This is a genomic window from Salinicola halimionae (assembly GCF_003206065.1).
Lineage (GTDB): Bacteria > Pseudomonadota > Gammaproteobacteria > Pseudomonadales > Halomonadaceae > Salinicola > Salinicola halimionae.
The window spans coordinates 174,405-187,464 of the sequence record NZ_PZJQ01000007.1 but is presented as its reverse complement, the minus strand read 5'-3'; the positions used below and the strand labels follow the sequence as shown (position 1 = coordinate 187,464).

Here is a 13,060-nt window from a genome sequence, read left to right as displayed (position 1 = left end):
CTGTGGCATCGACCGTGACAGTGGCTTCAGGGCTGGTATTGCCGCTGGCATCGGTCGCGGTGGCATTGACCTCTGTGCCATCGGGTAGCGGCTCGTCTGGCGTGAACGACCAACTGCCGTCATCCGGATCAGCCGTCACGGTACCAATCGCGTTGTCATCGCCATCGGTCAACGTGACCGTGCTGCCGGGCTCGGCGGTACCGGTGATCTCGTCGCCGTCGGTGGGATCGATCACGGGCGCTGCAGGAGCGGTCGTGTCAAAGGTCAGCGTAAACGTCGGGCTGGTGGCGGAAACGTTGCCAGCAACATCGGTTGCGGTGGCAGTGAAGACTGTTTCACCGCCAAACAATTGATCCTCCTCGTCGGTTGCGAACTGCCAGTCGCCGTTGTCGTCGGCCGATGTGGTGCCTAGCGCTCGGCCATCGGCGTAGACCGTGACGATGGCATTGGCTTCGGCGCTACCGATCAACGTGGGCGTTACGTCGTTGGTCGTTTCTCCATCGTCGATGGGTCCAGGCGAGGGGATGTCATCTTCGGCGCCTTCAATGACTGGGGCTTCCGGTGCGGTCAGGTCGATCGCCACCGTGCCGAGGTTGCCCGTATCGCTGGTATTGCCCGCGGCATCGGTCTGGTGCACCTGCACGTCACCATCGGCGTAGATGCCTTCCGGCAGTTCGAAACTGGCACCAGTGCCGTCGATCCACGTGCTGCCGCCGTCGGTGGTGTATTCCCAGGTTGCGCCGTCTTCGAGGCCACCGACGTTGACCGTGGCATCGCTGGTAATGCCGTCGTCCCCGGTGGCGGTATCGTTGGCCAGCGCTGCTGTCGGGGCATCCGGCGCCACGCTATCCAAGGTGGTCGTATCGGTGACCGTGCCGGTATTGCCGGCGGCATCGGTCACATAGAGGGTGGCAGTCAGCTCGCCATCAGAGAGACTGGAGAGATCCACGCCACTGACGGTTAGGTTGCCGTTGGCATCGACATCGATGTTTTCGAGCGGAACGTCGATGCTGCCATCGGCCCCATCGCTGATCGTCAAACCGGTAACGGAGGCGCCACTCTCGATTCGCCCTGTCAGCGTGACGCCGCCAGCTTCATCGACATTCAAGGCACCGTCCCCGCCATCGTTGATCGAGATGCTGTTGTCGCCGGCATCGGGCGCCGTTTCATCCAATGTCAGAGTGAAGCCATCGCTGATGGGCGAGACGTTGCCAGCGGCATCGGTTGCCGTGGCGGTAAAGGTGACATCGCCCTCATTCAGAGCTTCGGGGGTGAATGACCAGTTGCCGTCGCCGTCAGCGGTGATGCTGCCGAGTGCCGCACCGTTGGCCGAGATGGTCACGGTAGCGTTGGCTTCAGCGGTGCCGGTCAGCGCAGGCGTGGTGTCGTTGGTGCTGTCACCATCGTCAAGCATACCGGTCGGATCGACATCGTCAGTCGCGCTATCGATGGTCGGGGCATCTGGCGGCGTCGTGTCGACAACGACGGCATAGGATGAACTGGTCGCCGATTCCTGGCCGGCCGGGTCGATCGATATCGCCCTGAAAGTCGTATTGCCGTCTGCCAGGCGACTGAAAATTCTGAAGCTCCAGTTACCGAAATTGTCGGCCTGAGTCGAGCCGAGCATTTGCATATTGCTGCCATCGTCAGCCCAGACCTGGACCGTATTGGTTGCTTCAGCGGTACCCACCAACGTCGGGTTGGGATCATTGGTCGTTCCGCCGTTGTCGACGTTTCCGGTGACGGGGGCGGCCGCATCCAGCGAGGTGATGATTACGGGCTCGGAAGGGGGGAGCGTGTCTTCCAGATTGGCATCGACCGAAGCGCTACCGGGCTGGCTGATGTTACCGGCGGCGTCAGTAGCGGTGGCGTTAAAAGTGGTGTCGTCCGGTAATGGTGTTTCTGGCGCAAACGACCAGTTGCCGTTGATATCGGACGTCACCGTAGCGATGACGTTATCGTCTACGTCCGTCAGGGTCACGGTACTGCCGGCCTCGGCACTACCGGTGAGGATTTGCCCATCGGTCGGGTTGACCACGGGAGCCGTAGGAGGCTGGGTGTCGATTATCAGGGTGAATGAATCACTTGCGTTCGACACATTGCCGGTGCTGTCGGTAGCGGTGACGGTGAAGGCGTAATCGCCGTCATCGAGCGCGTCAGGCGTATAAGACCAGTTACCCTGGTCGTCGGCGATCACGGTATCCAGAACATCATCGCCGGCGTAGATCGCGACGGTACTGCCAGCCTCCGCGCGACCACTCAGCGTGGGCGTGGCGTCGTTAGTGCTGTCACCGTTATCGAGGCCGCCGATCTGCGGATCGATATCATCATTGGCGGCGCCAATCGTCGGGGTCGCGGGTGGCGTATTGTCATTCACGTCCGGGGCGGTGGCACCCGTGGGGTCACTCTCGTTACCGGCGTCGTCGGTGGCAGTGGCGGTGACATCCTCGCCGTTGGTGAGGGCCGGGTCGAGTGGCACGCTGAAGCTGCCGTCATCGTTCGCGATGACCGAGCCGAGAGGATTTCCGTCGGCGTCGTTGATGGTGACGGTCGAGCCGGGTTCGGCAGTGCCGGTAACGGCGTTACCGTCGTCGGCCACGGTGACATCGGTGGGTGCATCCGGCGCAGTCAGGTCGGGGGCGGTGGCGCTGGTCGTGTCGCTTTCGTTACCGACAGCGTCGGTGGCAGTGGCGGTGACGTCCTCGCCGTTGGTGAGGGCCGGATCGAGTGGCACGCTGAAACTGCCGTCATCGTTCGCGATGACCGAACCGAGAGGATTTCCTTCGGTGTCGCTGATGGTGACGGTCGAGCCGGGTTCGGCAGCGCCGGTAACGGCGGTGCCGTCGTCGGCCACGGTGACATCGGTGGGTGCATCCGGCGCAGTCAGGTCGGGGGCGGTGGCGCTGGTAGGGTCGCTTTCGTTACCGACAGCGTCGGTGGCAGTGGCGGTGACATCCTCGCCGTTGGTGAGGGCCGGATCGAGTGGCACGCTGAAGCTGCCGTCATCGTTCGCGATGACCGAACCAAGAGGGTTTCCGTCGGCGTCTTCGATGGTAACGGTCGAACCGGGCTCGGCAGTGCCGGTAACGGTAGTGCCGTCATCGGCCACGGTGACATCGGTGGGTGCCGCGGGCGGCGTATTGTCGACGATCGCGCCACCGACGATCGTGGAAGCTGGATCACTGACATTGCCGGCAGCGTCGGTAGCGGTGGCGTTGACTTCGGTGCCATCGGCAAGCGGCTCGTCTGGCTGGAAGGACCAGTTGCCGTTATCGTCGGTAATCGCTTCGCCCATGACGTTGCCGTCACCGTCGGTCAACGTGATCGTGCTACCGGGCTCGGCGGTACCGATGAGCGTTTCGCCGTTGGTGGGATCGATGACCGGGGTTGCCGGCGCGGTGGCATCGATGTTGCCGGTTGTCGGCTCGCTGATATTGCCAGCTGGGTCCTGCGCAACGACTTCGATTGCTGTGCCATCGGGCAGCGGTTCATCGGGCGTCAACGTCCAGTTGCCATCGTCGTCGGTCGTGGTCTCGCCGATCGGGCTCCCGTCGCCATCGGTGATGATGACCGTGCTGCCGGGTTCGGCTCCGCCGCTGATGGTTTCTCCGTTGGAAGGATTGACTGTGGGCGCATCGGGGGGGTGTCGTATCGCCTTCGCCGTCCTCTCCATCGTCCGGTGGTGTGTCATCACCGTCGTTTCCGCCACCACCGCCACCACCAGCGGCCAGGGCACCGGCAGCCAGCGCCCCACCGCCGATGGCGGCCCAGCCGAGCGGGGTGATTCCGGCGCCGGCATTCTCGCCAGCCATGGTGGCCGGTGCGAAGACACCAAACTCACCTTGGGACACGTAATCGGCGATGAGAAAGCTATCGCTACTTGCTGAGCCAAGGTCTGCCCAGATCAGCTCCTGATTCTCATCGGTCAAATAAAGTTGGCTCGCGGCCGCTTCGTTGCTGCCGTAGAAGTTCTCGATGCGAATAAACTGGCCGTCCGCGGTTTGGATCAGCAGGTCATTTCCGTCTCGCTGTAGCACCTGAACGTCGTCCGGTGACAGACTCAGCAGCACTTTTCCCGGTTGGTTGATAGCGATTGTGCCGTCAATACCGATAGCATTAGCGGGTGCTACAGCAACATCTTCGTTGAGTGCGCTGACTTTTGCGGAAATGGACATGTGCTTCCCCCGAACCGTTCGCCTGTGAAATTTACAGGGCTTTACATTGAGTTCTTAACCAATGATTTTTTGCAGGTTTTCTAACATTTAGGTCTAGGAGAGTCGGTTCAATATTGCAAACTGTTAAGGGATGGAACATTAGTATTAAATTTTAATTGGTGTATATGATTCAATAAAAAACAATCACTTAGGCGCGGGCGGTTGCCCACTTGGTAATGCTTTGTTACCTGAGGTCGAAGTATTTTTAACCCGCGGTAGTGTTTGTGTTCAGAGGAATAGTGGAGAAAAGGTAGTGGATGATTTATTTATTAAACAACTAAATATTTATTGCCGGTCCTATGATGATCTATAGAATTGCTTCAGTGGTATGTGTCGAATTCCTACCATGAGCTTGTGCTCAGTAGATGCCTGCTAATAGCGGATTTACTCATAAAAATTAGAGTGCGGCTTAGGATGGGTTTACTGCGAGGGCGAGAAGGATGTGTGACTCCACGACATGGGGACGACTTCGCTGCCAAGTTTTTTGAAGACAGTGTTTCCGAAGACGTACAGATAGAGGTCGTGCCCGTGATACCTCCCACGGTATTTTCCGTGTGGCTCACAATGGGGGGCGAGTGTAAGGGTACTGACACATTCGATGACATGCCCTGTCGTTGAGTTGATATCCAACGACAGGGGATGTCCTACGGGGAAGCTCGCTAGAATTCCGGCGTGCTGAGGCTAGATGTTGTCGTCCCCGGCTGGTTTGCCTGAGATATCGACCTGGGCGATGGCCGGTTCATCGCCGCCGCTTTGATCCAGTTTTGCCAGCAGGTTTTCCGATTCGCGCTTGAACGCGGCCAGGGCGTCGCCTCTCAGCCTCTGAGATTCAGGCAGTTTGACGCGCATGGGATCGACCTGATGGTTATTGACCATGACCTCGTAGTGAAGGTGAGGTCCGGTGACGCGGCCAGTACTTCCCGACAGGGCGATTTCTTCACCCATCTTGACGTGCTCTCCGGGCTTGACGAGAGCCTTGCTCAGATGCAGGAAGCGGGTTTCGTAGCCGTTGTTGTGGCGGATGACGATATAACGCCCGGCGAGCGGATGATTGACCACGCGTTCGACGACGCCATCGGCCGGTGCATCAATCGGCGTGCCGGAGCGCATGGCAAAATCAGTGCCCTTGTGAGGGCTGATACGCCCCGTGACCGGGTGAAGGCGTCGCAGGTTAAACGGTGAGCTGATTCGATAATTGCCTTGAAAGGGATAGCGATCGAAAGCCGGATCGAGGCTATTGCCGTCTGGCGTGTAGAAGTGATCGTCGGCACTATTGCGAAGCACCGTCAGATCCATGCGCTGCCCTTCATATTCGGCGGCCAGGACCTTGGAATCCAGAGAATGGCCATCGATCATGTCCGACTCTACCAGTACGCGAAATTGATCGCCGGCGCGTGCGTCGCGACGGAAATCGAGCTTCTTGGAGAGAATGTTGGTGAGCTCGGACACTTCTGAGTTGGAGAGGCCGGTCGACTGCGCCGATAGAGCAAACGAGCCGTTGACCGTGCCGCTGAACATGCGCTGGGCAGCTTCTCCCGCTTTCTCCACCGGGGTATAGGCGAATTCTGCGGTCTCGTCACCACGCTTGAGCAGGTAACCTTCTCGAGGGTTTTTCATGACGCGAAGTGCCAGCAGCTGACCGTTCTCGTCGAGCTTGTAGTCGAAGCTGTGGCCGACTCTCCAGCGCGTCAGGACTTTCTTGTCCGGCACGGTATTGAGAATCTGCATCACATCACTATATGCCAGACCCAGCGTTCTTTCGGCAGTAAGCGCGAAAGAGTCCCCGCTCTGGATGGTGTAGCTTTGCCACTCCGGCACGTAGGTTTCCCGGGACGCGATCTCGTCACCTAGCTCCGTATCGCCGGAAGGATCCTGAGCGTTATCGAAAGTCCAGTCTTCATAAGAAGTACCCCCGATGGTGTCATCGTCGTCACGACCGGCCAACTGGGCCTGCTCCGGCGGCAGCTGCGTGGACAGCTTCTCTACATCGGGCTGAATCGTCGGCTTGGCGATGGGCGAGAATGCCTGAGTCTGTGCGTCATCATCGGCATGTGCTTCAGAAATGAAGTCGAGATGCATCACCTCCAATGGCTTGAGCTGAGCCAGGGGAATGCCTTTCGATAAATCATCGAGCGTAAGCGAGCCGATAGCTGCTTCACTCGAGGCGGCTGAGTTGACGATCGACTGAGAAATCGTGGTCGCCGCCGCGACGGGAATCTGTGCCTGAGCGTTTTCGGTATCGCCGAAAACACCAACGATTTTTTGCGTACCCAGCACGGTGACCATGGTGGCAACCGGAAGCAATAACACTTTGTGCGTGCGGGGCAGCGAATGGAAAATTCGCAACATGAAGATAAGGGCCTGGATAAAAAAGGATGACAGATTTAAATAAAGGCCGAAGAACCATACCCTAAGCTAGTATTAATTGCCTAGTCTGTATTTACATACAGTATCTGAAGGCGCGCCATCCGGGCTCTGCGTGAATAGTGGACATCAGGCGAAAGTTGCAGCTTTGCGCCTAATGCGTAAACAGTTGTAAGACGTAGGAGCACGGTGTTGCACCGCCATGGTGCGCTGAAATGCGTTGTTTCTTGGCTAAGTATTTCTGCCGTAAAACTCTTGTAAAGGTTTTATAGTTTTAAGGTGCTGGCATGATTGCGACGATTTAACGTTCATCGTGACATTGAGTAAGTCACAATAGCGGCCATGATTTCCGGCGTGGTGGTAGAGAGTCACTATCAACAGACGTCGGGCTATTGTCGATGATGTTGCACGCCAGAATTCGAATCCACGGGAGAAGATTGTGCCAAAAGTGACATTGCTACAGTGGCAGATGCTGGCCGCAGTCGCTGATAGTGGTGGGTTTGCCAAGGCGGCCGAAGTGGTTCACCGGAGCCCGTCGACACTCAATCATGCAATCCACAAAATCGAAGAGCAGTTAGGGGTGGCGCTTTTCGAGCCGAAAGGTCGTCAGGTCGTGCTCACGGAGGCCGGAAGTCTGCTGCTGCGTCGCGCGCGCCAGCTCATCGAGAATGCGGCATCCCTTGAAGACGTAGCAGAGCGGCTGGCCGGCGGCCTCGAGGCGGAGGTCACGCTGGCCGTGGATCAGGTCTTCCCGGGGGATGCTCTGGCCGAGGCACTGACGCGGTTCTCGGATGCATTTCCTCACGTGCGCGTGCAGCTGCATGAGACTGTGCTCAATGGTGCTGTCGAAATGTTGTACGAGGGTCGGGCGGACCTGATCATCTCGGGGGTCAGCGCGCAGGGATTCCTGGGAGAACCGATAGTCGAAGTGCCTTTCATTGCGGTGGCCCACCCGGGGCATCCGCTACATCAATTGCAGCGAGAGCTGGATCTGCGCGATCTAGAACGGCATCGCCAGCTGGTCGTTCGGGACTCGGCGATTCGTCAGCGACTCGATGCCGGCTGGTTGAAGGCCGAACAGCGCTGGACCCTGGGGCATCTATCGACATCGATTGACATGCTGGAACGGGGCCTGGGTTTTGCGTGGGTCCCGGAGACGCGCATTCGTTCTGCGTTGGACCAGGGCCGCGTGAAAGTGTTGCCGTTGCGAGCGGGCGGGGTGCGACGGGTGGCGCTGCAGATATTTCATCGCGATGTCGATGGAGCGGGCCCTGCGACGCTAGCGCTGGCCCAGACGCTCAAGGCCAGTGCGGTCGCGAACTGCCCAAGGGATGCCATTTCACCGAGTCTGCATTCATCGATGTCACCGAACGAATGAGTCGAGTTATTGCGCTCGACCTCAGCCCGCGGAGGCCTATCCTGCATTCTCGAGTCATCGGATGGCGTTCGTCGTCGAGTCGCGCGTCATTGAATGACACATGTCGTTGGATGCACAGGAGCGAGTCATGGGATTACTTGTCGAAGGCGAGTGGCGGGATCAGTGGTATGACACCAAGGGGCATGGCGGGGAGTTCGTTCGCGAGTCCGCCAAGTTGCGGGATTGGGTCACGCCGACGGGCACGCCGGGGCCGGCGGGTCAACCGGGGCTAGCGGCGGAGCCCGGACGCTATCACCTCTATGTATCGTTAGCCTGTCCCTGGGCGCACCGCGCGTTGATCATGCGTAAACTGAAAGGATTGGAGGCGCTGATCGGCCTATCTCATACCAGCCCGCTGATGCTGGATCAGGGCTGGTCCTATCGAGTCGATGAGGGGTCGAGCGGCGACAGCGTCAATTATGTCGACTACCACCATCAGCTCTACACTCTGACGGAGCCCCGCTACACGGGCAGGGTAACCGTGCCGGCGATTTGGGATCGCCATCGGCGGTGTATCGTCAACAACGAGTCCGCTGATATCGTGCGAATGTTGAATTCGGCATTCGATGAGCTGACCGGTAATCGCCTGGACTTCTACCCCGAAGATCTGCGCGACGTTATCGATGCCGTCAATGCCGATGTCTACGATAACGTCAATAACGGTGTCTACAAGGCCGGTTTCGCTACCGAACAGGCTGTCTACGAAAAGCACTTCGTCGCGCTATTCGCTTGCCTTGATCGCCTGGAAGCACGCCTCGACGCGCAGCGCTATCTGGCGGGAGAGTGGCTAACCGAAGCGGATATCCGGCTGTTTACGACGCTGGTGCGATTCGACCCGGTCTATCACGGTCATTTCAAATGCAATCGTCAGCGCATTGCCGACTATCCCAATCTGTCGAATTACCTACGCGAACTGTATCAGTGGCCGGGTATTCAGCAGACGGTCGATTTCGATCACATCAAGCGCCACTACTACTATAGCCACCCGACGATCAACCCGACTCGCATCGTTCCGGTAGGGCCGGCGCTGGCACTGGATGATCCTCACGATCGCGAACGGTTGCCGGGGCAGGGGATTCGCGGGGCCGACCGATAAGGGTGTTGGCAGGTCTAGAAGCCCGTTGTCAGGAACGGGCGTGACGCTGTAGCCAGCGATCCAGCGCATTGGCGAATTCGCGGCGATCGCCGTCGCTGTAAGCGTTGGGCCCTTGGGTGTGTTCGCCACTGGCGCGCAACGTCTCCATGAAATCACGCATCTGCACGCGAGACTTGATGTTGTCGAGGGTCAGGCGCTCCCCACGAGTGGTCATTACCTCGGCGCCGCGCTCGATGACCTCCTGCGCCAACGGCAGGTCGCTGGTGATCACCAGGTCGCCGGTAGCCACTGCTTCGACGATCACGTTGTCCGCCGCGTCGAAGCCCTGCGCTACCGTGCGAGACTTGACCCATGGCGACGGCGGTAGCGGCAAGGCATGGTTCGCCACCATCCAGCTCTGGGTACGGGTCCGCTCGGCGGCCCGAATGATGATGTCCCGAGCCACGCGGGGGCAGGCGTCGGCATCTATCCATAGTGAAGGTTTGGGTGTCGGCATGACGAAAGGGCTCTAAGGTTCTGTGAAGACGGTACTGGAAAAAAAGGCTTTGAATACAGTCTACGGCGTTCGCTCGGAGGCTTCATCTGTCGGATTTTTACGTTTCGGTGGTGAAACGTCTACGCCAATGGTATAGTAGCGCCTCCTCGCATGTGTTGACCCCACCATCCTGCCGATATGTCTGTAATCGACGCCATCGACCTGTGAATCGATGCCCAGCACCGGACGTATCTCGTACATGACGCACGGCCAAGCCGTTTTTCGCGTCCGGATGCAATGATGGAGCGCCTAGATCGGTTGATGTTTTAGTTCAACCGGGCGCATCAAGGTCGCCACATACGCTATCGCTTTCGTGACTCGCGGGGGGATAAGCGCAATGCCTGGTGCGACCGGCATTCAGTGGTGATCACGCCACCAATGCCATGACATTTTCGCCGGTGCCTACCGGCCACTCCAAGGTGTGAAATGACCTCGACTGTTACTGCTTCGCCTAGCTTTGGCGATCTGGCTCTGTTGCCGGAAGTACTGACTGCCCTCGAAACACTGGGCTATGAAACCCCGTCACCGATCCAGACGCAGACGATTCCTGCGCTACTGGAAGGTCGTGACATGCTGGGCCAGGCGCAGACCGGCACCGGCAAGACTGCAGCGTTCGCGCTGCCTCTGCTGAGCCGACTCGACCTCGGCCGGCGAGAACCACAAGTATTGGTATTGGCCCCGACCCGTGAACTGGCGCAGCAGGTTGCCGTATCGTTTACCAAGTACGGTCAGAATCTGAAAGGCCTGGAAGTCGCCACGCTGTGCGGCGGCCAGGACTATCGCGAGCAGCTCTCGGCACTGAAGCGTGGTGCCCAGGTTGTCGTGGGTACGCCGGGTCGGGTCATCGACCACCTGGATCGCAAAAGTCTCAAGCTCGACGGTCTGTCGGCGCTGGTGCTCGACGAAGCCGACGAGATGTTGCGCATGGGCTTCATCGATGACGTCAAGCGCGTCGTCGCGGATACCCCGAAGAACGCCCAGCGCGTATTCTTTTCGGCCACGCTGCCTAGCGAAATCGAGCGAATCGTCAACCGTTATCTGGTGGATCCGGTCAAGGTCACGATCGATTCCAAGATCAGTACCGGCGAGAACATCAAGCAGCGTGTGGTGCGTGTCGAAGGCCCCAGCAAGCTGGAAGCGCTGGCGCGTATCCTGGAAGTCGAAGCCGTCGACGCGGCCATCGTGTTCGTGCGTACCCGTGCCGCCTGTACCACGCTGGTCGAGCAGCTCACCGCTCGTGGCGTCAACGCTGCCGGTCTGTCGGGCGATCTCGACCAGAGCCTGCGTGAACGTACCGTGACGCGTCTCAAGCGTAGCAAGGTCGACGTGCTGGTCGCCACTGATGTTGCGGCTCGTGGTCTCGACGTGCCGCGAATCACGCACGTCATCAACTATGACCTGCCGCAGGATTCCGAGGCCTATATCCACCGTATCGGTCGTACCGGCCGCGCGGGCCGCGACGGTATCGCCATTACCTTCGCCGGTGGCCGGGAAACGCGCAAGGTTCGTTGGGTCGAGCAGGCGACCGGTCAGTCCATGACCGAAATGCCGCTGCCCGACGATGCCGCCATTCGCGCCCATCGCGATGACCGCTTCAGTGCGCGTCTGCGCGAGATGCTCGATGCCGGTTCGGACCACCAGCGCGGACTGATCGAAAAGCTGGTCGAAGAAGGTCACGATCCGATCGATCTGGCCGCAGCACTGGCAACATTGGCGCGTGGTGGTGAAGCCCCGATCGGTCGCATCACCAACGCACCGTCGCGTCGCGACAATGGTCGGGATGGCGGCCGCGAAGGCGGCAATCGCGAACGTGGCGGCCCGCGTCAGCGTGACAGCGCGCCTCGTGAGGGCATGACCCGCTATCGCGTTTCGGTAGGTCACAAGGATGGGGTCAAGCCGGGACAGCTGGTCGGCGCTCTGGCCAATGAAGGCGGTATCGAAGGCGGGCGCATCGGTCGTATTGATATCCGCAATGCCTTCTCCGTGGTCGAACTGCCGAGCGGTCTGCCGGCCTCGATTCTGACCAAGATGTCACGGGCCCGCGTTGGCGGCCGCTCGTTGGAGATCGCGGAAGATCAGGGTTCACCCGAGCGCGCACCGCGTCGTCGTACTGACGGCGATGCACCGGTTCGTCGTTCGCAGGCCTGATTCGCGATTCAGACCGGATAGCGGGGCCTCGGCCTCGCTCTTTAGACGCCGCCCACCTCGTGTGGGCGGCGTTTTATTTTTTCTGACGATTTGATTTGTCCGCGTTCTCTTTGCATCTAGTTGGAAAAACTCTGGATCTAGCCGGAACGGGCTATGAGATAGCCATTGTGAATAGTCCCTATGTCTGGCAGCCAGTGACGATCTTTGTATGCAATACTCGTTATCGCTGAATCGTGGCACGTCCCGATTCGTCTCCGACTTGCGGCAGGAATGAGGTTGATGGCCAAGACGCTCAAGGATCAGTTGTATGATGCGCTGCTGCGCAGCATGGCCAGCGGGCATCTGGAGCCAGGCTTGGTACTGCTCGAGGGAAATATCGCCGATATTTTCGGTATGAGTCGTTCGCCAGTACGGCAGACGCTGGGGCGTTTGCACGATGAGGGTGCGATCAGCCGCTTCGAGGGACGGGGTTTTCTGGTCGGGCGTGAACCCCGATCAATCGTGCGCCGTTCGCTGACCGCCGCGGATTTCCGTGCTGCCGGCGGGCGGGCTTCCGTCAGGCGCACCGACTCCTGGCTAGCGCTGGCCGAAAGGGTCGAACACGATGTCGTACTGTGTTCGATGAAAGGCCGGCTCGAGCTCAACGAGTTGCAGCTGGCCAAGTCACTGGATGTCAGCCGTGCCACGACGTATCGAATCCTGCTGCAGCTGCAGTCGCTCGGTGTGGTCGAAAAGATCAAGTACAGCAGCTGGAACGTAGTGCCGTTGGACGATGATCGGTTACATCAGCTCTACGATGCTCGGCGACAGCTGGAGCCGTTCATGATTGCTCGCGCCTGCGAGCGGATTTCCGACGAGGCTATTATCCGTTACCTCGATCGGCTCGATCGGGCTCAGGCCCGGTACCCCGAAGTTCAGGCCAGTCAGCTCGATGCGCTGGAGAACGATCTACATCACGAAGCCCTGGAATGCGGCGGCAACGCCGAGGTTCTGATAATGCTTCAACGCACGCGGCCAATTCTGCTGATCAGCAAGCATTTGCTGGATGGAGAGATCGAACTGCCGCCGGGCGATCCTTTCTTTGCGGCCCATCGAGAAGTCTTCGAGGCAATGCAGGCGCGCCGTCCGGCGTCAGCCAGCGCGGCGCTGTATCAACATCTTCAGGCTTCGGAGTCGCTGGTTCAGGAACGATTGGCCAACTTCCGGCATGCTGGCGAACTGCGGGCTCCGGGATATCTCCGCTGGCTCGGTCAGCGCTGATCGTCAGGCCAGGTCACGTGCCGGGG

8 protein-coding genes are annotated in these 13,060 nt (G+C 59.4%); 4 read left to right on the top strand and 4 right to left on the bottom strand.

The annotated features are described in order from the left end of the window. The 3 genes from DOM27_RS17780 to DOM27_RS17775 form a co-directional block, all read right to left on the bottom strand. The coding region (locus DOM27_RS17780; protein WP_245392788.1) for an Ig-like domain-containing protein at positions 1–3,601 on the bottom strand (3,601 nt) is incomplete at its 3' end. After that, positions 3,489–4,175, bottom strand: a complete 687-nt coding sequence (locus DOM27_RS18160) for a BapA/Bap/LapF family prefix-like domain-containing protein (RefSeq protein ID WP_157956791.1) — start codon at positions 4,173–4,175, stop codon at positions 3,489–3,491. The genes DOM27_RS17780 and DOM27_RS18160, both read right to left, overlap by 113 nt. 720 nt (positions 4,176–4,895) lie before the next feature. Beyond that, entirely contained in the window at positions 4,896–6,563 is a 1,668-nt protein-coding gene (locus tag DOM27_RS17775; RefSeq protein ID WP_110658235.1) for a peptidoglycan DD-metalloendopeptidase family protein, read from the bottom strand. Between the two features lie 454 nt (positions 6,564–7,017). On the opposite strand from DOM27_RS17775, the gene DOM27_RS17770 reads away from it, so the two are divergent. Next, the gene (locus tag DOM27_RS17770; protein ID WP_110658233.1) at positions 7,018–7,956 is read left to right on the top strand and encodes a LysR family transcriptional regulator; all 939 of its coding nucleotides are present in this window, start codon (positions 7,018–7,020) and stop codon (positions 7,954–7,956) included. Between the two features lie 127 nt (positions 7,957–8,083). Next, positions 8,084–9,091 (top strand): glutathione S-transferase family protein, encoded by a 1,008-nt coding sequence (locus DOM27_RS17765; RefSeq protein ID WP_110658231.1) that lies wholly within the window; start codon positions 8,084–8,086, stop codon positions 9,089–9,091. Positions 9,092–9,119: 28 nt separating this feature from the next. Here the strand turns inward: DOM27_RS17765 and DOM27_RS17760 are convergent, their stop codons facing one another. Further along, entirely contained in the window at positions 9,120–9,587 is a 468-nt protein-coding gene (locus tag DOM27_RS17760) for a YaiI/YqxD family protein (protein WP_110658230.1), read from the bottom strand. 465 nt (positions 9,588–10,052) lie between these two features. Here DOM27_RS17760 and DOM27_RS17755 point away from each other — a divergent pair, with 465 nt between their 5' ends. Both DOM27_RS17755 and DOM27_RS17750 read left to right on the top strand, forming a co-directional pair. Next, complete coding sequence (locus DOM27_RS17755) at positions 10,053–11,774, top strand: DEAD/DEAH box helicase (protein WP_110658228.1); 1,722 nt, start codon at positions 10,053–10,055, stop codon at positions 11,772–11,774. 279 nt (positions 11,775–12,053) lie between these two features. Then, positions 12,054–13,034 carry a GntR family transcriptional regulator gene (locus DOM27_RS17750; protein ID WP_110658226.1) on the top strand — a complete coding sequence of 327 codons (981 nt, stop codon included), beginning with the start codon at positions 12,054–12,056 and terminating at the stop codon, positions 13,032–13,034. Positions 13,035–13,060: the final 26 nt, after the last annotated feature.